This window comes from Meiothermus taiwanensis WR-220 (genome assembly GCF_003568585.1).
Taxonomy (GTDB): Bacteria; Deinococcota; Deinococci; order Deinococcales; family Thermaceae; genus Meiothermus; species Meiothermus taiwanensis.
Genome location: NZ_CP021130.1, coordinates 2,528,673 through 2,548,206 on the forward strand (window position 1 = coordinate 2,528,673; position 19,534 = coordinate 2,548,206).

The following is a 19,534-nucleotide window of genomic DNA, read 5'->3' on the forward strand; positions in this document are numbered from 1 at the left end:
CCACCCGTCGTGGCACCCCAGCCCCAGGCCGCTCCCACAAGCCCGTCATCCGAACCGCAAACCCTGGCACCGGCGCCACCACAGCCCCAGAGCGAGCCGGAGCCTGTGGTAACGCTCCTACCCGTTCCGCAAACCCCCACAACAACCAGCAAACCCGTTCCGGTTCCTCCCAAAGTGACGGATCGCACCCCCGCAAGCCCACAACCCACAGCCCGCTCCGCTCCTCCAAGCAGCGAGCGCCCGAGCCTAAGCGCCGATGCAGACGGCAGTTGGCGGGTGGTGGTGGGTTCCTTTGGCAACCGTGCAAACGCCGAGCGCCTGGCGGCCACTTTGCGTGAGCAGGGATACCCGGTGGGCCTCGAGGCCGCCGGCGACCTCACCCGGGTCTGGGTGGGCCCCTACAGCAGCCAGGGTCGGGCCCGCGCTGTGGCTGGAACCCTCGAGCAGTACCAACCCCAGGTGGGCCGGGTTCCGGCTGCTGCACCCACCCCTGAAACCACCCCGCAAGCTGGCCGCTACCTTCAGGTGGGGGCTTTCCGCAACGCCCAGAGCGCCCAGGCGGTTATCGAGAGCGTGCGGCAGGCCGGCTACCCGGTGGTGCTGGTGGAGGAAGCCGGCCTGGTCAAGGTTCGGGTGGGCCCCTTCGAGGATACCGCTGCGGCAGCCGCCGATCTGCGGGCTCGAGGCCTCGAGGTTCTGGAGGTTCGCTAGATGCAGCAAATAGGAGTGTTCTATGGCTAAAGTACCCAGTGCGGCCATCTCCCGCCTGGTCACTTATCTGCGGATTTTGGAAGACCTCGAGGCCCGGGGGATCAACCGCACCTCCTCCGAACAACTGGCCGAGGAGGCCCAGGTCACCGCCTTTCAGGTACGCAAAGACCTCTCGTACTTCGGCAGCTACGGCACGCGGGGGGTGGGCTACACGGTGCAGGTTTTGCGCCGGGAGCTCCGGCAAATTCTGGGCCTGAACCGCCGCTGGGGCCTCTGCATTGTGGGCATGGGCCGCCTGGGCCAGGCCATCGCCGACTACCCCGGCTTCAGCGAGATCTTCGAGCTAAGGGGCCTGTTCGACCGCGACCCCTCCAAAATTACCACCACCTTCCGGGGTTTGCAGGTCGAAAGCATGGATAACCTGCCGCGGGCCATAGCCGAAAGGCGCATCGAATTCGGCCTTCTGGCGGTTCCTGCAGATTCGGCCCAGGCAGTGGCCGATCGTCTGGTAGAGTCAGGTATCAAGGGCATCCTGAACTTCGCTCCAGCAGTTCTGGAGGTGCCCAAGGAAGTCGCGGTGGAGAACGTAGATTTTCTCACCGGACTGAGCAGGCTCTCGTTCTTCGTCTTAAACCCCAAATGGAGAGAGGAGATGATCGGATGAAAAGGTTCATCGCGCTGGTAATAGCGGCTTTTGCACTGGCCGGCTGTAGCAACTTTGTAACCGACTTTGGGATTCCCACCCTACGCTTCCACCCGGTATCGTTTGGGCCCGCTGCAGGTGGTTACCAGGTCTCGTTTGAGGTGCAGCCCATACCCGGCAGTCCGTCCGCCTATGTTACCCGCATCTACATCAACGGCACGCCCTCCCAGCTATCCGGGTTTGGTGTAGCCGAGTGCCTGCCTCCAACCACCGCCGATGCCTGCCCTAAACTGGCCCAAACCCTTACTTTTGCCGCCAACCCAGGCACCTTGGAGATTACCGGCTACCAAGCCCAGAGCCTGAACGGCACCGTGCGCGATGTCACGCTACCTGCTCCAGTACTCATTAATCCGTAAAAAACTTAAAACTTGGGTAGGCTGGTTTTTTCTGCTCTGTTTCCAAGCTATAATCGTTTAGATGAGCATCAAGGACTTTACCCCCGACCTACCCACCTTGCTAGAAGACTTTGAGCTGCGCCTGCGTGAGGTGGTGCGCTCGGAGGTGGAGTTCGTCCGGCTCATCGAGGAAGACCTGGTCACCGCGGGGGGCAAGCGGGTGCGTCCCCGGCTGGTTTTTCTAGCCAGCAACGCCCTGGGGGGTGTGCCCCATGCCATGGAGCTGGCCCTGGCGGTGGAGCTTTTGCACTCGGCCTCGCTCCTGCACGACGACCTCGTAGACGACGCCGAGACCCGGCGCGGCAAGGAGGCCGCCTTTCGCAAGTACGGCAACGCAGTCTCGGTGCTCTCGGGCGACTACCTGCTCTCGAGGCTCATGGCGCTTTTAGCCCAGACCGGGCGCATGGAGCTGGTGGCCATGTTTGCCGAGACCGCCCGGCAGCTCTCCGAGGCCGAGGTGCTGCAGTTTCAGGTGGCCGCCCTGCACGACTACTCGCTGGAAAACTACGAACGCATCATCGACGGCAAGACCGCCTCGGTGATGCGGGTGGCCTGTGAGGGGGCCGCGGTGCTGGGGGATGCGCCCCCGGCAGAGCGCGAGGCCCTGGCCCGTTTTGGCTCGCTCTATGGTCAGGCCTTTCAGATGCGCGATGACTACCTGGACTTGATGGGCACAGCCGAGGTGCTGGGCAAGCCCGCCGGCGGGGATGTGCGCGAGGGCAAGGTAACCCTCATCACCCTGCGGCTTCTGGAAGCCTACCCCGAAGAGGTGGGGGCCATCTTCAAGCGCCGGGCTGCTGAGCCGGGGGATATCGCCCGCCTGCAGGAGCTGGCGGTGCTTTCGGGGGCCGACCTCGAGGTCATCAATGCCATCGCTGCGCGGGTAGAGCAGGCTATTGCGGCGCTACGGGTTCTTCCCCACTCGCCCTACCGCGACGAGCTAGAAAGCCTGGCAAAGCGCGAGCTGGTGCGGATTAAATAGGCTCTACCCTTCTACGGGTGTGGGCTTGCCGTGCTCATCCACCGCCACATAGGTAAGGTTGCCTTTGGTAGCCAGCACCTTGGGCTCGCGTAGGTTCTCGCGGTAAACCTCGACCTCCACCGTAAGCGAGGTGCGGCCCACCCGTACCACCCGGGCCACCACCTCCAGCAGATCGCCCACCTTAATAGGCACCTCAAACACCACCTCGCCCACCCGCACCGTCACACAACGCTTGCGGGCGTGGCGGATGGCCGCATAGGAACCCACCTTATCCATCAGACCCAGCACAAAACCGCCAAAGGCGTTGCCACCGGGGTTGGCGTGTTCGGGAAAAACCAGCTCTAGGGTGCGGGCTTCGCTCATAGCACCCACCTTATACCAGATTCAGCCTCCCTCGACGAACTCCTCGAAACAGGTAATACTCTTGACATTCTGCATATGGTAGTCTCTTAGGCGTTGAAAACAGAGCGGTTTTCAAAAAACTTGCGACGCTTGAAAGCAGGAGAACCGCGCTAGGGGCCAGCATCCAGAGCACAGGCCCCACACAACGGAGGTTGCGTCATGTCACTCAGAAACGCCTACCGCCCCCCTGGCGACTCGAGCCTGTGGGATAGTTTTTTGCGCCGCCTCGAGACCACCATCCAGGTGGCCAAGATTCACCCTGCCACCATCCAGTACCTAACCCACCCCAAGCGCATCGTAGGGGTCTCGCTGCCGGTGGTGATGGACGACGGAGGGGTGCGCAACTTTACGGCCTACCGGGTCATTCACAATATCGCCCGCGGGCCGGCCCTCGGAGGGGTGCGCTACCACCCCGAGGTGGGGCTGGGCCAGACCTGTGGCATGGCCGCCTGGATGACCCTTAAATCGGCGGTATTTGGCCTGCCCTTTGGTGGCTCGGCCGGGGGCGTGGCGGTGGAGCCTACCAAGCTCTCCAGGCGGGAGCTCGAGCGCCTCTCGCGCCGTTATGTGACCGAGCTTATCGAACTCATCGGGCCGGACGAAGACGTGCTGGCCCCCGATGTGGGCACCAACGCCACCGTGATGGCCTGGTTTCAGGACACCTTCACCATGACCCGCGGCCAGACTTCTCTCAGCGCCGTGACCGGCAAGCCCACCCCGCTGGGTGGGGTGGCTGTGCGGGATGAGGGCGGCGGGCAGGGGCTGGTGTATGCCCTGGCCGACCTGGCCCGGGTCAAGGGCTGGCCGGTAGAGGGTGCCAGCATAGCCATCCAGGGCTTTGGACAGGTGGGCAGCGCGGTGGCGCGCTACGCCGCTAAGGAAGGGCTGAAGGTGGTAGCGGTCTCCACCAGCCGGGGCGGGGTGTACAACCCCGAGGGGCTGGACGTGGCGGCTCTCGAGCAGCACTATGCTTTGCACGGCCACCTCGAGGGCTTCCCCGGGGCCAAATTCATCACCAACCACGAGCTGCTCACGCTCAAGGTCAACTACCTGGTTCCCGCGGCCGTCGAGGGCGTGATTCACGAGCACAACGCCCGGCAAATTGCCGCCGAGGTGGTGATCGAGGGGGCCAACGGGGCCATCACCCCCGAGGCCGAGTACCTGCTCAAGCTACAAGGTGTTCAGGTAGTGCCCGACATCCTGGCCAATGGCGGGGGTCTGGTGCTCTCGTACCTCGAGTGGGTACAGGATCTCTCAATGCTTTTCTTCGAAGAGGCAGAGGTGCAGCAAAAGCTGCGTGAGTTTATCCACCAAAGCTTGCAGGCAGTGCTCGAGCGGGCCAAGCCCCTGCAGGGCGACCTGCGGGCCGGCGCTTATGCCCTGGCCCTCGAGCGCATCAACGAGGCCACCCGCTTGCGGGGGGTGTATCCATAAAGAGTTTTTAGCCAACCACCTATCCATTTTCGGAGGAACACATGAAATCTGAACCTCTCTCCTATCTATGCAGCGACAACATCGGCCCCTGGGAAATCTATCTGGCCCAGGTGGATCGCGTCACCCCCTACCTGGGCAAGCTGGCTTTCTGGGTGGAGGATCTCAAGCGACCCAAGCGCATCCTAATCGTGGACGTGCCCGTCCAGATGGACGACGGCTCGGTGGCCCACTTCGAAGGCTACCGGGTTCACCACAACACCTTCCGCGGCCCGGCCAAGGGCGGGATCCGCTACCACCAGGACGTCACCCTTTCCGAAGTGATGGCCCTCGCAGCCTGGATGACCATCAAGAACGCCGCGGTGGGACTGCCCTACGGGGGCGGTAAGGGCGGCATTCGGGTAGACCCCCGCAAGCTAAGCCCCGGCGAGATCGAGCGCCTGACCCGGCGCTACACCTCCGAAATTGGCATTATCATCGGCCCAGACAAGGACATCCCCGCCCCCGACATGGGCACCGGGGCCCGCGAGATGGCCTGGATGATGGACACCTACTCCATGAACGTGGGCCGCACCGCACCGGGGGTGGTGACGGGCAAACCCATTGCGGTGGGCGGCTCACTGGGGCGACAGGATGCCACCGGCCGCGGGGTGTTTGTAACCGCTGCCGCCGCTGCGGAAAAAATCGGGCTGCCCCTGCAGGGCAGCCGGGTCGCGGTGCAGGGCTTTGGCAACGTGGGCAACGCCGCCGCCCGCATCTTCCACGACCACGGGGCCAAAATTGTGGCGGTCTCAGACGTTACCGGCGGCATCCGCAACGACGGCGGCATCGACCCCTACGACCTCACCACCTACGTCCGGCAGATGGGCGGGGTCAAGGGCTACCCCAAGGCCGAGCCCATTCCAGCCGCCGAGGTGCTCACCACCCCCTGCGAGTTTCTAGTGCCGGCTGCCCTCGAAAAGCAGCTCACCGAGGCCAACGCCTGGAAGGTGCAGTGCAAAATTGTGGCCGAGGGTGCCAACGGCCCCACCACACCCGCCGCCGATGATATCCTGGCTGAGCGGGGGATTCTGGTAATACCCGATGTGATCGCCAATGCCGGTGGCGTAACGGTGAGCTACTTCGAGTGGGTGCAGGATTTCAACAGCTTTTTCTGGACGGAAGACGAGATCAACGCCCGGCTCGAGCGCCTTATGCGCCAGTCCTTCGAGGCGGTCTGGCAGGTGGCGCAGGACAAAAAAGTGACCCTGCGCACCGCCGCCTACATCGTGGCGGCCACACGGGTGCTGGAAGCCCGCTCCTTGCTGGGCCTGTACCCGTAATACCGGATTCAAAAAGATAGTCCTCCAAAACAAAGACCTCCAGCGGCTATCTTTTTGAATCTAGAGCACTCCCTTCGGTCGGGTTAGTTCGCCACCATTCGGTGACGAACTAACCGAATCTGGTTCGGGCCACGGGTTGAATTGCCTAAGACGGCCCCAGCGCCTTGGCGTATGCTAAATATGTGACGCTCAGCAACACCTGGCCCCGCTACGGCAAAGTAACCCTCAAACCCTTTACCGAAGCCCTTACCGAGACCGAGTGGCGGCGGTTTTATGAGTGCTTCCGCGATCCGGAAATTGCTGAGTGGAACGGAAGCCGTCCGCTCAGGATGCCCTTGTGGCTTTTCAAGCGGGTGGTGATGGGCGAGGTCAGCCGGGGCGATCGGATGGGGTTTGGCATCCTGGACGAGAACGGGGAGTGGCTGGGCACGGTAGAGCTTTACGAGATGAGCCGCAACGAGGCCACCTTGGGCATTCTGATTGGTGCCAAAGACCGCTGGGGGCAGGGCTACGGCACCGATGCGGTTCGGGCGGTGCTCGAGTACGCTTTCTGCACCCTGCAGCTGCAAAAAGTCAAGCTGCGCACCTACCGGCACAACCTGCGGGCTCAACGGGCCTTCCAGAAAGCCGGTTTTCGCTACCTCGAGACCCCCCCCACCCCAACCCCCCGCTTCAACTTCGGCCTGGCCCCCAAAGCCGAGTTTGTACCGATGGAGATTACCAGGGAAGACTGGAGCTGCTACTGAACTGTGCGCAGCCACAGCGCACCCCGGGGTGCCAGGGTCAGGCCGGGTTTGGGCTGGGGGTCGCCCCGCAGGGGCTCGAGCGGCCCGAAAAGCGAAAGGGCCACCCCCAGCACCATCTGGGCAAAGTGCATCCCCAGACAGATGCGCTCCCCCCCACCAAACGGCAGATACCCCCAGGCCGGAATGCGCCCCTCGAAGCGCGCGGGGTCAAACACCAGGGGGTTCTGCCACAGGTCGGGGTGGCGGTGGGTCAGGTAGGGGCTGTAAAGCGCCAGCGCACCTTGTGGAATGAAGATTCCGTCGAACTCGAGGGCCCGCGCCACCCGGCGGCTCCCGATGAAGCCCGGCGGGTACAGGCGCAGGGTCTCCTTGATGAGCAAGGGATGCCCCGCAGGGTGATGCCAGTCGGGGTGGCAGGCCGCGTGCCACAGGGCCCAGGCCAGGGTGTGGGCGGTGGTGTCGTAGCCCGCCGCCAGCCCGATCAGCACCTCCTCCAGGGGCAGGTGGGCAGCCAGCCCCAAACCCCGCGCCTGCAGCTCGGCCGCCCGGCGGCGCACCCGGGCAAACAGCAGGGGCCGCGGCCACAAGGGGGCGGGAAAGGGCCGTTTGAGCGGTGCCAAAAACCGGGCCAGCTCGGCCTTTGGAAACTGCCCCTCAAAGTAGGCCAGATTGAGAGCCGTCTGGGCCACCTCGGAGGCCCAGCGGTTGGCCTCGAACACGCCCTGGGGGCGGATTTCTTGCAGGGCCGTGCGGAGGCGGGCCTCGAGCCCCCCCAGGGCCCTGGCGTGGAAATGGGGGTTGAGTTCCTGGCGCCGGGCCCTGTGCAGGGGGGCCTCGGTGGTGATGATGCCGCCGTTCAGGTAGGGCACCAGGCTGGAAAAGCTGCCTTTGGAGCGGAAGGTTTCCAGGTCGCTCAGAAGCCGCCGGTTCCACTCCGGGCTGTACCCCACCACCGCCGGGCGGCCCAGGCCCAGGGCAAACAGGGGCCCCAGGGCCGCCCCTTCCTCGAGCAGGCCCAGCGGCTCCCCTGCCCAGCGCGGCAGGTGGGCGAAAACCCCCCAGGGATACCCCCGGGGCTTTGGCAGCCCCCTAAGCAAGCCCACCCCCTTCCAGGAGCCAGCCGGCCCCGTTCCAGCCCGAAAGCAAGGAGAGCGGAACCCCCCCGCCCGGGTGAACCGTTCCGCCCACCTGCGCCAAATTGCGCAGACCCGCCACCCCCCAGCCAGGCCGCAGGGCCCCCAAGAGCCCGTGCGGCGCCCGCCCGTACAGGGCCCCGCGGTAGGCGGTCAGGCTGTAGTCCTGGGGGCTCATGGCCCGCCAGGCGGCGATGGGCAGGGGGTGCACCTGGGCGAGCCTGCCCAGCAGCAGCCGGGCGTAGTCCTCGGCTTCCGGGGGCCTGGCCCGGCCCATCGGGGGTGCGTTCACCAGCAAGAAGGCGGCCTGGCCATCGGTGTGCAGGTACAGGGTGGGATCCCGGGGCCAGCGCCCGGCGGCGATCTCCCGCCACTCGGCCCGGTAGTCGGAGGAAAAATAAATGTGGTGGCCCAGCGGCACCGCCTCGGACAGCTTTAGTAGCAGGGCAAAACCCGAGACCCCCAGGGCATAGCCCGGCATGGGCAGGCCCAGCCACTGGAGGGTGAAGTGCCGGTCGGCGGCGGAGATGTAGAGGTCGGCCTGGAAGCGGCCCTGGTCGGTCTCCACCCCCTCCACCCAGCCCCGCCTGTGCCAGATCTTTAGCACCCTGTGTCCAAAGGCGAACTGCACCCCCTGGGCCAGGGCCAGAGCGTACAGCCGGTCGGCCAGGGCCCGCATCCCCCCCGCCAGGTGAAACACGCCCAGCCCCAGCTCCACCCAGGCGATGTTGTGCAGCACCGCCGGGGCCCGGTAGGGGTTGGCCCCCAGGTAGGTGGCAAAGCGCAGGAAAAAGGGGGTCAGGTAGGGGCCGGACTGCACCAGGGCCGCCAGCGACCGGGTGGGGTGGGCCTTCAGGCCGTCGCGCAGGGCGTAGCGCAGCAGCCGGGCCGGGTGCGGGGGGGCCCCTTCGATGAAGGTATCCCTGGCCCCTTCGTAGATCGTGCGGGCCGCCTGCAACAAGCGCTGGTAATCCCGGGCTTCCTGCAGCGAGAGCTGGGCTAAGGTGGCCTCGAGGTTCAGTTCCGGCGCGAAGACCCGTCCATCGGGCCAGGTGTAGCGGGTGAGGGGCGAAACCGGCTCAAGTTCGGGCAGTCTGGCCCCAAAGGCTTCGCAGATGCGGCGGGGAATCTCGGGCAGGGTGAGGACGGTGGGGCCGGTGGGCACCCCTTCCCAGCCGATGGCCTTGCCGCCCGGGGCCTCGAGCTGCTCGAGCACCGTGACCTCGAGGCCCGCCTTGCGCAGGCGCAGCGCCGCCGCCAGCCCGGCAAAACCCGCCCCAATCACGATGGCCTTCATCGGCTATATTCTCGCCCTTTCCAGGTATATTTGCCTTGTGCAGAACGCCAGTAGATGGGCGTGCTGAGCAAGGGGGCCAGCGGCACCAGCACCGCCTCCCAGGCCGGACGCCCGGTTTTGAGGCCCAGCAAGAGGCGCTCGAGCAGCCCCAGCACCCCCACCCCAAGCCACAGCGGATTGAACAGGGCCAGCGGCCAGCACAGGGTATAGGCCAGCAGGTGCCCCAGGTACGAGAGGGCCAGCACCGCCCGGCTGCGCCCATGAAACTCGATCAGGTTCTTGCCCAGGCCCTCCACCATCTCGCCCAGGCCCCGGTACATCCGCACCGCCACCAGGCCACCCCCCAGGGCCAGGGCCAGGCGCTGCCCCGCGGCCTTGGTTTTTTGCGCCAGGCGCACGTCCTCCAGCACCTCCCCCCGCACCCCAGCATGCCCCCCCGAGGCCCGGTAGGCCGGCCGGGTAAAGGCCATCACCTGCCCATTGGCCGCCGACGCCGAAGGAAAGGGGGTTCGCAGGAGGGGGTAGGGCAGGTAGCACAGGAGCACATCATCGATCAGGGGCAGGATCACCCGTTCGGCCAGGCTGTGGGTCATCTGGCGCGGATACACCGAGACCAGCCCGGCCCCTTCGCGCTCCATGCGGGCCAGCACCGCCTGCACCCCGCCCTGGCCCCAGTGCACATCGGCATCGGTGAAGATGAGCACCTCGCCCTGGGCGGCCTGGGCCAGCTGGTAGCAGGCCCAGGTCTTGCCCAGCCAGCCCTCGGGTTTGGGCAGGCCCACCAGCAGGCGCACACGGGCATCCTGGCGGCTATATTCCTCGACCACCTGGGCGGTCGCATCGCTGGAGTGGTCGTCCAGCACCAGAATTTCCTGCACCCCCTGCCGCAGCAGGCCCGGCAGGGTTTCCCGCAGGTTGTGGGCCTCGTTGCGGGCCGGCACCAGGAGCGAGACCGCAGGGCGCGGCCCGTGGGGCTCCTCCCGCTTTAGAACCGGGAACAGGCGCATATTCAAAAGCAGCACCGCAAGCTTGAGGCCCAGCCAGGCCAGCACCCCGTATCCAAGCACCCCGAGGATAGACAGCATACGCTTACGAAGCGCCTTTACGCTCGGCCAGCGCAATCAGTTTACCCAGCGCCGCCCCCCAGGCCGCCATGCGCTCGTGGGTGCTCCTGCGCCCGGCCAGCCAAAGTTCGAAGCCCGGCAGCGGTTCCTCGGGGGGCGCGTTGCGAATCTGATCGTCCAGCCCGGCCAGCATCTGCTCCAGCTGCTCGCGCAGCAGCTTCAAATCGGGTTCTATGGGCGCACCAAAGACCAGGTAGGCCTCGGGGTACTCGTGCCCGCGCAGCACCACCCTCGAGGCCACCGGCACCACCGGCACCAGGGCCTGTTCGGCGAACCAGACCACCCCCCGGCTGAGCTCGCCCAGCGGCCCCGGCGGGCACAGCTCACCCTCGGGGAAGACGATCAGCACCTCTCCTCGCTTGAGGGCCGCCAGCGCATCCCTGGGCTTGCTGGCCGAGACCGTATCGAGGTGGCGAAAGAAAGCAAACTCCCGCAAGCGGCGCTCCCCCACCACAATTCTGAAAGGCCGCCCGGCTCCCCAGAACAAGACGGGCAGCAGATAGCCATCCCACCAGGAGTGGTGATTGCCGGCCAGCACACAGGCCTGCCCCGGCAAGGCCCCCCGCACCCACACCCCCCGCAGGCCCCGCTGCAGCGTGCGGCGAAACAGGGCCTTGAAGGCTACGGTCAGCAAGCGTTCCCAGGGACGCATCATATCTGCCCTCTGAACCGTTTCAGGCCGCCGCGCCCCCCCAGCGGCAGGTATTCCAGCCAGGCCAGCCCGTTCATGGCCAGGCCACAAACCAGCGCCCCCGGCCACAGGCCCAGCAGGGCCAGCCCCACCGGCAAAAACAGGGCCTCGAGGCGGTAGGCCCAGGCAAAAGCACCGTCCTGGTGCAGGCTGGGCCCCAGCCGTCGGTACATCCAGGAGATGGCATACCCCACCACAAACCAGGCCAGGTAGTTCTGGATGGGCGCGCCGTACCACAGGGGGTTGGGGTCCTGCCAGGTCCAGTAACCCTGGGCGGGCATCAGGGCCTCCAGCCCCAGATCCCAGGCCACCACCAGCAGGCCGGTGCGCCAGGGCTGCCCGCCGGCCAGCACATGGGCCGAGAGCACCAGGGCAAACCAGCCCAGCGGCACGATCAGGGGCACGCCCGCAATGGCAGGCTGCGGTGCGCCCTGGTAGGTGTAAAGCCCAAAGGGAAAGCCGGTCTGGCTGCCCAGCAGCTCCACCCCCAGCCCCAGCGCAAAGGCCAGCACCGCCAGCAGCACAATTCGCACCCCCACCCGCCCCCAGCCCCACAGCAGGGCCGCCAGGCTTATGAGCAGCATCTGCACGGTGCCGATGAGGGGAAAGCCCTCCGGCCACAGCGGCACCGGGATGCGCACCAGCACCGCCAAAGCCAGCAGCACCCTCCAGGGTTGCAGGTGCTGTCGGAGCCCGCGCAGCCGGGCCCGGGCCTCGGGCTGCGCGATGAGCCAGAGGGCCTGGGCGGTGGCCGTGGACACCAGCAAAGCCCAGACTACAAGCGCAGGGGATTGGTAGAACAGCCAGCCCACCCCGCCCGCCAGCAGCGCGGCGGCCCCGCTCGCAAGCAGCAAAACCCTGCGGCCTGCCCAGAGCAGATCGCCGCCCCAGACCGCCAGCAAGGCCAGCCCACAGCCCCAGCCGGCCAGGGCAGCCCCAAGCAACCCGCCCCACCCCAGCACCAGCAGCGCCGCACCCAGCAGGGCCAGGCCCATACCCCCAAGCCCACCCAGCCCGCGCAGCCAGACCGGGCCTGCCACCGCAGCGGGCCCCAGGTGCCGCGCCCGAAGCAGAAGGACGGTCGCCAGCAAGACAGCCCACAACGTGGTGATCAGCACATCCACCGCTACCCTCGCCCAGGCTCCATCCGGCGCGACTTTGCCAGAGGCCAGCGCGACCTTCCCACCGCCAGCGCAGCCCTCAGAAAGGCGGGAATATCCACGCTGGACATAATCTGCAAATCTTCCAGCAGGCTGGTTTCCTCGTCCAAAAAGCGCAGCACCCGCTGGGGGGGGTTTTTCCGGAACAGGTCGCTGAAAACCCGTTTACCCGGAGTGCGCCGGTGCGCCAGCACGTTCAGGAGCACGCTGTCCATGTAGGCGTGCCGGTTGAAGGCCGGCTCGGGGAAAAAGGGCCGGCCGGTCTGGGCCAGCGCCTCGGCAATGCGGCGCGACTGCTGCTGAATGCGCCGGAAGGTGTAGCCGGTAGAGGCCTTGGTACAGCCTCCGGCGGTGCCGATGTTCATGACGTGGGGGCTTGGCCGGCGGGCCAAGGGCGCGTCGGTCATGGGGATGACGCCGAACTCGGTCTCGAGCACCTCGTACTCTGCCAGGCCCAGCAGGCCCTCGAGGTAGGCCCGCAGCCCTGCATCGTAGGCCTCCGGGGGCAACAGCTCGGGCGAGAAAAGGGTGTACTCCACCAAAGCCGTCCGCTCATCGAAGGGCAGGACATAGGCAAAACGCACCGCGCCCTCCTGGGGAACCCGAAAGTCCATAAAGGTCGCGGCCCCGGTATCGAAGGCCGGCCGGGGGGTTCGCACCACCCAGCCCTTGAAGTGCTGCAGCAGGTAGTGGTAGCCGGGCTGCAAAGGCGCGGGCTGGTACAGGCTGCTAAAAGCCCAGCGGCCCGTAAACACCTGCCCCCCCGCCACCACCCGCACCCCTTCCGGGGCCTCCTCGAGGCGGGTGACCTCCCCGTAGTGCAGGCGGATGTTGGGCTGCTGCGCCATCCAGCGCTGCATGAAGGTGTAGAAATCGAGGCCGCGGATCATCTTGTAGGCGTAGGGCACAATCTCAAGCCGCTCCGAGAGGCCCTCCCCATGAAACCAGACCCGATCCCAGCGGCGGAAGACCACCGGCTCGAAGGGGCCCTCCCCCACCTCCCAGAAGCTCCAGGTGCGGTCGTTGGTGGTCTTGGGGGCCCGCTCGAGCAGCAGGATCTGCTTGTCGCGCAGGCCCACCTGCACCAGATGGTAGGCCAGGCTCAGACCGGCCGCCCCGGCCCCAAGAATGATGTAGTCGTAGTCGTAAGCCGCGCTCACCTGGTAACAGGCTACGCCGCCGTGGGAAAACCTGGCTAGCCGGGGTTACAAAGTAGGAAGGAGGTTTGGCTGGCCTCCCCCTAAACCCGGTTGCGGCTCAAGTCCCTGAGCAGCACCCTGGCGGCATTGCGCCCGCTCGCGCCCATGATGCCCCCGCCGGGGTGGGTGCTGGCCCCGGTCAGGTAGAGGCCTTTTAGCCCCGGAAACCTGTACTCGTGGGCCCCCAGCCAGGGGCGGAAGATGAACATCTGGTCGGGGGTCATCTCGAGGTGCATCACATTCCCCGCCGGCATGGCAAACTCCTGCTCGAGCCACAAAGGGGTCTGCACCAGTTCGGCCACAATCTTGCGGCGGATTCCGGGGTCGAAGCGCTCGAAGCTGCGGATCACCCCCTCCCGGGCCTCCATAGCGCGGGTTTCCCACGTCCCCGAGGCCAGCTTGTGGGGGTAGTACTGGGCCCACAGCCATAGGGTCTCGCCCCCGGGGGGGGCCAGGGTCTCGTCTACCGCGCTGAAGCTCATGGCGATGAGCGGGGGGTCGCGGGTGGGCTCGCCCGCCAGGTAGTCGCCGTAGGCCCGGCTGAGCTGCAGTTCGTCGGTGATGAGGAGGCCCAGGCCGATGCGGGCCTCGGGGCCGGGGTGGGTCTGGTAGCTAAGCTTTTCCGAAAGCCCCAGCCGCAGCACAAAGCCGAAGCCGTTGCCCACCCGCAGCCCTTTGGCCACCTCGGGGGTTTGCTCGGCGGGCAGCAGGGCCAGGGTTTTCTGGATGTGCGCCCCGGCCACCACCGCTCGAGCGCTCACGCTTTGTCCGTCCTCCAGGCGCAGGCCCACGGCCCGCCGGCCCTCCAGCACAATCCCGGCCACCGGGCTGCTTAGGTGCACCTTCCCCCCTTTAGCCTCGATGGCCCGCACCAAGGCCAGCGAGAGCCCCCCCGAGCCCCCCCGGGGCCGGGCCACCCCGCCCACGTGGTAGAGCGGGTGCCACAGCAAAAAGGGCGCGGACAAGGGGTCGGAGGGCGGCGGCCCGGACTGCGCGGCCATCCAGACCAGGGGGGCCCGCACCCGTTCCTCGCTGAAGTATTCCCGCGCCACATCGCCGTAAGGGCGCAGGATCTGCGGCAGGCGCTTCTGCCAGTCGCGCCTGAACCCAGCCCCCAAAAGGAGCTTCTGCCCCAGGTTGAGCGGGCTGGGCGAGGCCAGAAAGGCCTCTTTGACGGCCTGGGCGAAGGGCAGCCAGTCGCGCAGGAAGCGGCGGTAGGCCTGGCCCTGCCCTGGGTAGCGCTCGTCGAGCTCGGCCGCGGTGCGCTCGGGGTCGCGCCAAACAAACCAGCTTTCCCGCGCATCCGAAGCGTGAAAAAGGGGGTCGAGCTCGAGGTACTCCAGGCCGTACCTGTAAAGCTCGAGCTCCTCCACCACCGGGGTCAGGCGGATGAGGATGTGCGCGCTGCCCCCCAGGTCGAAGCGGAAGCCCTGGTAATCGATGGTCGAGACCGCCCCGCCCGGCACCCTGCGCCGCTCGAAGACCCCCACCCGGTACCCGGCCTGGGCCAGATAGGCCGCCGTTACCAGGGCGTTGTGCCCCGCCCCCACCACCGCTACATCGAAGTCCGGCATCTCGGGGGCATGATACCGCAGAAGGCCTATTTCAGCGGTAGACATCCCGCCGATGCCCAATCCGCAAGACCAGCACAGTGATTCTTTGATCCTGGATATGGCAGATCAGGCGATAATCACCCACCCGGTACTTCCAAAACCGGCCCAGCTCCGGCCCGTGCAAGGCCTCCCCAAGGCTACGGGGATCATCCAGCAAGGCCACCCGCTCGCGCAAAAAACGCACGATGCGGCGCGCCACCTCACGATCCAGCTTCGCCAGCTCCTTCTCGGCCCGTGGGTCGAACTCAATCCTGTAACCCAAGGCGGCGCTCCACTTCGTCTAGGGGAATGCCTGGCAACTTCTGCTCGAGCCGCTCTACGGCCAGATAGTAGTCCTCGAGGTCATCGAGGTGCTCCAGGATGGCCTGGCGCACGTAATAGCTCTTGCTGCGCCCGGTTTTCCGGGCAAGGGCCTCGAGGCGTTCCTCTATCTCCTTGGGCAGCCGGATAGCCAGCATTGCTATACAAGTATAGCACCGGGCTTAAGGACTTCGCCCCACCGCCCGAAGCTTCAGGCTCCCCGCAGCCAGATGGCCTTGGGCAGGAGCATCACCCGCTCGTAGGTGGAAAGCGAGGCCCGGCGCGAAAGGTTGTCCCAGCCGTTTAGCTCCAGCTTGTCCAGAATGCCCTGGTACTGCAAAGCGGCCAGCGCCACCGCCCCACGCCCGGTTTTCAGATACTTGAGGCCGGCCAGCCCCTCGCGGTAGAGCCGGCGGGCCTCCTGGGCCAGCTCGCGCATCAGGCCGATGTAGCGCGGGCTGATCTGGCCCTGGCGCAGATCCTCGAGGGAGACCTCGTATTTGCGCATCAGCTCGGCAGGCAGGTAGACCCGGTTCAGGGCCAGATCTTCGCCCACGTCGCGCAGGCAGTTGGTGAGCTGCATGGCCTGGCCCAGCTGGATGGCCGCCTCCCGCCCAGCCTCCCCGGCCCCGCCGATGGGGGCAATCATCAAGCCCACGGTGCCGGCCACCCGGTAGCAGTAGGTGAAGAGCTCCTCCAGGGTCGCGAGCCGCACCGGGTGCAGGTCGGCCAGAAAGCCCTTTTTCATATCGGCAAAGGCCTGCTTGGGAATCTCCCAGCGCGCCAGAGCCCAGGCTAAAGCCGCCTCCCAGTCGGTTCTGGGCACCCCGGCATAGGCCCGCTCGATGCCCGCCCACCATTCGTTCAGGTCGGCCTGGGGGCTGGCCGACTCGTCCACCGCGTCGTCCCCAATGCGGCAGGCTGCATACACGGCCCAGGCCCCTTTGCGGGCCTCACCCCGGAACAGCAGGCTACCGTAGTAGAACGTGGCCGAGTGACGGCGGATAATGGCCGATACAGCCTGCCAGTTGGGTTCCATACGCATCTCCTCAAAACACCGTTTGGCTAAGATTGCACCGAGCTTTGCATAGTGACTTTTGTCCCTGCCACAAATCCTACCGACCCCTCGCGCCAACCGTCTACCTTGAAACCACTTTTTGTGAGTGAATCCATAAGCTCTGAAAGGGTGGGAAAGCGCAGCCCGGCCGCCTCTAGCAGGCGCTGCAAAGGGCTTGGCGAGCGGTGGCTGAACATGACCCAGAGCCGCCCGTCTGACTTCAGCACCCTGTACAGTTCGTGTACAACCGGCTGGGGATCGGGAAACTCGTTCCAGCTACCCCCCACCACCACCCCATCCACCGAGGCCGGGGATAGCGGGATGGCCTCGGCCCTGGCCAGCAGGGGTACAAAACCGGGGTACCCCCTGGCCTTCCCCAGCGCCACCCTCAGCATGGCCGGCGAAAGGTCGAGGGCGTAGACCCTGGCGGCGCCCGCCCCCAGCAAGGCCCGGGCGTACAGGCCGGTGGCGGTGCCCAGATCCAGAAAAACCCGCCCGGCCACCGGCTGCATCCGCTTGAGCATGAGCGAGAGCTCCTCTTCTAAGGGAAAAGCCCTGCCGGAAAGCAGGCTGAGCGCCCGTCGGCGCCAGGCCTCGTAGCCCAGGGCGGTGAGCGGCCACAGGTTGGTGCGCGCCGCCAGGGTAAGCGGGGCTTTAGAGCGTTGATCGGGTAATTTTTGCATGGACTCCTTCATCTCGGATAAATTCCTAAACTTAGACAGAGATTAGACATAAATCCCCACAAAGCCTTGACATAAGTTATACAGTAAGATATTCTTATTTTCAACAAAGGGCTTGTCTTATGCGGAACGATCTGGGGGTTTACACCATTGCCGAAGTGGAGGAGCGCACCGGGCTCTCCAGCGCCCTGCTGCGGCAGTGGGAGCGTCGGTATGGCTTCCCCCGGCCCGATCGCTCACCGGGTGGACACAGGCTGTACAGCCATACCGACCTCGAGGCCCTGCGCCAGATCAAAAAGTGGATCGCCGAGGGGGTCACCCCGGCCCAGGCCGTCCGCCGCTACCTCGAGGGCCTGACCCAGGAGGGCCCGCGCCCCCCCGAGGCCCTCTCCATGGAGCTCGAAGAGGCCCTGCTGCGGGCCGACACCGAGGCCGCCGAGCGCACCCTCTCGGAGGCCTACAAGCTGCACCCCATGGAAACCGTGGTGATGGAGGTCATCGCGCCCTGCCTGCGCCGCATCGGCGACGGCTGGCACCTCGGCCGCGTGAGCACCGCGCAAGAACATTTCGCCAGCACCTACCTGCGGGGTGCCCTGCAGGGCCTGCTCAACCTGATGGGGGGGTCGCTGGGGCCCACCCTGGTGGTCTCCACCCTGCCGGGGGAGCAGCACGAGATCGGGAGCCTGATCACCGCCTTGTTCCTGCGCCGGGCCGGCTACACCGTGCACTACCTGGGGCCCAACACCCCCCTGGCCGACCTCCGATCGTTTGCCGAACGCACCGGGGCCAAGGCCGTGGTGCTCTCAGCGGCGCAGCCCATTTCCCTGGAGTCGCTGCCGCACGAGGCCCTGCGCCACCTGGCCCCCGTGGTGGTGGTGGGGGGCCGGGCTGCAGCCAACGACCCCCACCTGGTGGAGCGGCTGGGCGCGCATTATATGGGCAACGATCCCCGTGAGCTAGCCGACCGGCTTTCACACACCTTGAAGGAGCAGGGCTTGTGGTAAGCAGGCCTTTGATTTGGGGTTCATCCGGGCTGAAGCGCAAGATTGGGAACAAGGAGGCCGTATGAAAAAGGTACGTAGGAAAGAAGTGATCTACCGGGCGGGCGACCGCGCGGACACGCTGTATCACCTCGAGCGTGGCCTGGTACGTATCATCGAGATCTTGCCCGACGGTCGCCAGCTCACCTTGCGGCACGTGCTGCCCGGCGACTATTTCGGCGAGGAGGCCCTCTCCGAGCGGCAGTACAAGTACACCGCCGAAGCCCTCACCGAGGCGGCGGCTTTTGCTGTTGACCCCCAGACCCTCTCCAGCGAAGACCTACGAGCCCTGGCCGGAAACCTGGCCAGCCAGATGGCCCAGGTACAGGCCTACGAAACCCACCTGCAGTGGGGGGAGCTGCGCAGCCGCATCTGCCGCTATCTGCTCTACCTGGCTGCCACCGCCGCCCAGGGGCAGGATGAGCGGGGAACCTATGTCACCGCCAGCCATGAAGAGATTGCCGATGCCACCGCTTCCACCCGCGAGTCGGTGAGCAAACTGCTCTCCGACCTGCGCCACGAAGGCGTCCTGGATACCGGCTACCGCAAAATTTACCTGGTAGACCGCAAAACCCTGGAGCTGGAGGCTGAAAGCCGGATGCTGCAAGCGGTTTGAGGTGGCGATGAAGGTACTGATTGTCGGCGGCAGCGGCTATGTGGGCACCCACATGGCGCAGCACCTGCTGGAGCAGGGCCACCAGGTGACGGTGGCCTCGAGGCGGGGGGCGGGGCCCCTCGAGGGCGTGCGCTACGTGGTGGCCGATGCCGCCAGGAACGAGGGTCTGCTCGAGGCCGCTAAGGGCCAGGAAGCGCTCATTTACCTGGTGGGCATCATCCGCGAGCGCGGCGACCAGACCTTCCGCCAGGCCCACGTGGAAGGGGTGCGCCACAGCCTGGCCGCCGCCAAGGCCGCGGGCATTTCCCGCTTTGTGCATATGTCGGCGCTGGGCACCGCCCGCGGCACCGGCAGCCGCTACTACGAGACCAAAGCCGAGGGCGAAGAGCTGGTACAGGCCTCGGGGCTCGACTGGACCATCCTGCGCCCCAGCCTAATTTTTGGCCGGGGCGACGAGTTTTTCGGGGGCATCCTGAAGGGCCTGGTCACCGCCCCCCTCCCCTTCATCCCCCTGATTGGCGATGGTCGCTTTGTCTTCCGGCCCATCTGGGTGGGGGATGTGGCCCGGGCCTTCGAGCAGGCCCTGAACCGCCCCCAGACCATACACCGCAGCTACAACCTGGTGGGGCCTAAGGAATACACCTTCCGCGAGCTGCTGCTACTGGTGCGCGACACCCTGGGCTCACGCAAACCCCTGCTCTCCATCCCACTAACCCTGATGGACTGGGTGGTTCCCCTCATCTCCCCCCTGCCCTTTAGCCCCATTACACGCGACCAGTACCTTCAACTAAAGATGGGCAATACCGCCGATCCAGTCCACATGCGCCACGCTTTCGCCCTGGAAGAACGCTCGCTCGAGACCGAATTACCCAAAATCCTCTCAGCCAAACGGTTGGTCGGTGCTTAATCTGGAATACTGTTGAAAAACTCAG

22 protein-coding genes are annotated in these 19,534 nt (G+C 66.1%); 10 read left to right on the forward strand and 12 right to left on the reverse strand.

Annotated features, from left to right (window positions below):
• The first annotated feature begins 105 nt into the window (after positions 1-105).
• From MTAI_RS12480 to MTAI_RS12495, 4 genes are all read left to right on the forward strand, one after another.
• Positions 106-711 (forward strand): SPOR domain-containing protein, encoded by a 606-nt coding sequence (locus tag MTAI_RS12480; RefSeq protein ID WP_223299769.1) that lies wholly within the window; start codon positions 106-108, stop codon positions 709-711.
• A 22-nt stretch (positions 712-733) separates the two neighbouring features.
• Positions 734-1,375: a redox-sensing transcriptional repressor Rex gene (locus MTAI_RS12485; protein WP_013012690.1), complete on the forward strand. Its 642-nt coding sequence runs from the start codon at positions 734-736 to the stop codon at positions 1,373-1,375.
• Complete coding sequence (locus MTAI_RS12490; RefSeq protein ID WP_027886953.1) at positions 1,372-1,770, forward strand: hypothetical protein; 399 nt, start codon at positions 1,372-1,374, stop codon at positions 1,768-1,770. The genes MTAI_RS12485 and MTAI_RS12490 overlap by 4 nt, the downstream gene beginning before the upstream one ends.
• 61 nt (positions 1,771-1,831) lie before the next feature.
• Entirely contained in the window at positions 1,832-2,791 is a 960-nt protein-coding gene (locus MTAI_RS12495; protein ID WP_027886952.1) for a polyprenyl synthetase family protein, read from the forward strand.
• Between the two features lie 3 nt (positions 2,792-2,794).
• Here MTAI_RS12495 and MTAI_RS12500 read toward each other — a convergent pair whose 3' ends face one another.
• Positions 2,795-3,154 carry an acyl-CoA thioesterase gene (locus MTAI_RS12500; protein WP_027886951.1) on the reverse strand — a complete coding sequence of 120 codons (360 nt, stop codon included), beginning with the start codon at positions 3,152-3,154 and terminating at the stop codon, positions 2,795-2,797.
• A gap of 198 nt (positions 3,155-3,352) precedes the next feature.
• On the opposite strand from MTAI_RS12500, the gene MTAI_RS12505 reads away from it, so the two are divergent.
• From MTAI_RS12505 to MTAI_RS12515, 3 genes are all read left to right on the forward strand, one after another.
• Entirely contained in the window at positions 3,353-4,627 is a 1,275-nt protein-coding gene (locus MTAI_RS12505) for a Glu/Leu/Phe/Val family dehydrogenase (protein WP_027886950.1), read from the forward strand.
• 41 nt (positions 4,628-4,668) lie between these two features.
• Positions 4,669-5,946: a Glu/Leu/Phe/Val family dehydrogenase gene (locus MTAI_RS12510; RefSeq protein WP_027886949.1), complete on the forward strand. Its 1,278-nt coding sequence runs from the start codon at positions 4,669-4,671 to the stop codon at positions 5,944-5,946.
• Between the two features lie 182 nt (positions 5,947-6,128).
• Positions 6,129-6,692: a GNAT family N-acetyltransferase gene (locus tag MTAI_RS12515; protein WP_027886948.1), complete on the forward strand. Its 564-nt coding sequence runs from the start codon at positions 6,129-6,131 to the stop codon at positions 6,690-6,692.
• On the opposite strand, the gene MTAI_RS12520 is transcribed toward MTAI_RS12515, so the two are convergent.
• The 11 genes from MTAI_RS12520 to MTAI_RS12570 form a co-directional block, all read right to left on the reverse strand.
• Positions 6,686-7,789, reverse strand: a complete 1,104-nt coding sequence (locus MTAI_RS12520) for a cytochrome P450 (RefSeq protein WP_187388554.1) — start codon at positions 7,787-7,789, stop codon at positions 6,686-6,688. The genes MTAI_RS12515 and MTAI_RS12520 overlap by 7 nt on opposite strands.
• Positions 7,782-9,122, reverse strand: coding sequence for a phytoene desaturase family protein (locus tag MTAI_RS12525; protein ID WP_027886946.1), 1,341 nt, complete (start codon positions 9,120-9,122; stop codon positions 7,782-7,784). The genes MTAI_RS12520 and MTAI_RS12525 overlap by 8 nt, the downstream gene beginning before the upstream one ends.
• Positions 9,119-10,207, reverse strand: a complete 1,089-nt coding sequence (locus MTAI_RS12530) for a glycosyltransferase family 2 protein (protein ID WP_027886945.1) — start codon at positions 10,205-10,207, stop codon at positions 9,119-9,121. Before MTAI_RS12530 ends, MTAI_RS12525 begins: the two co-directional genes overlap by 4 nt.
• 4 nt (positions 10,208-10,211) lie before the next feature.
• The gene (locus MTAI_RS12535) at positions 10,212-10,901 is read right to left on the reverse strand and encodes a lysophospholipid acyltransferase family protein (RefSeq protein ID WP_027886944.1); all 690 of its coding nucleotides are present in this window, start codon (positions 10,899-10,901) and stop codon (positions 10,212-10,214) included.
• Complete coding sequence (locus tag MTAI_RS12540; protein WP_223299768.1) at positions 10,898-12,055, reverse strand: carotenoid biosynthesis protein; 1,158 nt, start codon at positions 12,053-12,055, stop codon at positions 10,898-10,900. The genes MTAI_RS12535 and MTAI_RS12540 overlap by 4 nt, the downstream gene beginning before the upstream one ends.
• Before the next feature lie 8 nt (positions 12,056-12,063).
• Entirely contained in the window at positions 12,064-13,257 is a 1,194-nt protein-coding gene (locus tag MTAI_RS12545; RefSeq protein ID WP_027886942.1) for a lycopene cyclase family protein, read from the reverse strand.
• An 80-nt stretch (positions 13,258-13,337) separates the two neighbouring features.
• Positions 13,338-14,870 (reverse strand): phytoene desaturase family protein, encoded by a 1,533-nt coding sequence (locus tag MTAI_RS12550; RefSeq protein ID WP_027886941.1) that lies wholly within the window; start codon positions 14,868-14,870, stop codon positions 13,338-13,340.
• Between the two features lie 31 nt (positions 14,871-14,901).
• Positions 14,902-15,171 (reverse strand): type II toxin-antitoxin system RelE family toxin, encoded by a 270-nt coding sequence (locus tag MTAI_RS12555; protein WP_027886940.1) that lies wholly within the window; start codon positions 15,169-15,171, stop codon positions 14,902-14,904.
• Entirely contained in the window at positions 15,155-15,367 is a 213-nt protein-coding gene (gene relB / locus MTAI_RS12560) for a type II toxin-antitoxin system RelB family antitoxin (RefSeq protein WP_027886939.1), read from the reverse strand. Before relB ends, MTAI_RS12555 begins: the two co-directional genes overlap by 17 nt.
• A 53-nt stretch (positions 15,368-15,420) precedes the next feature.
• Complete coding sequence (locus MTAI_RS12565; RefSeq protein ID WP_027886938.1) at positions 15,421-16,248, reverse strand: phytoene/squalene synthase family protein; 828 nt, start codon at positions 16,246-16,248, stop codon at positions 15,421-15,423.
• Positions 16,249-16,274: 26 nt separating this feature from the next.
• Positions 16,275-16,949, reverse strand: a complete 675-nt coding sequence (locus MTAI_RS12570) for a class I SAM-dependent methyltransferase (RefSeq protein WP_027886937.1) — start codon at positions 16,947-16,949, stop codon at positions 16,275-16,277.
• A gap of 119 nt (positions 16,950-17,068) precedes the next feature.
• Between MTAI_RS12570 and MTAI_RS12575 the strand changes: the two genes are divergently transcribed.
• The 3 genes from MTAI_RS12575 to MTAI_RS12585 all read left to right on the forward strand — a co-directional run bounded on the left by MTAI_RS12575 (position 17,069) and on the right by MTAI_RS12585 (position 19,509).
• The gene (locus MTAI_RS12575; RefSeq protein WP_027886936.1) at positions 17,069-17,950 is read left to right on the forward strand and encodes a MerR family transcriptional regulator; all 882 of its coding nucleotides are present in this window, start codon (positions 17,069-17,071) and stop codon (positions 17,948-17,950) included.
• Between the two features lie 61 nt (positions 17,951-18,011).
• Positions 18,012-18,602, forward strand: coding sequence for a transcriptional regulator LdrP (ldrP, locus tag MTAI_RS12580; protein ID WP_043982676.1), 591 nt, complete (start codon positions 18,012-18,014; stop codon positions 18,600-18,602).
• Positions 18,603-18,609: 7 nt separating this feature from the next.
• A complete protein-coding gene (locus MTAI_RS12585; protein WP_027886935.1) occupies positions 18,610-19,509 on the forward strand; it encodes a complex I NDUFA9 subunit family protein in 900 nt (299 codons plus the stop codon).
• The last annotated feature ends 25 nt before the right edge of the window (positions 19,510-19,534 follow it).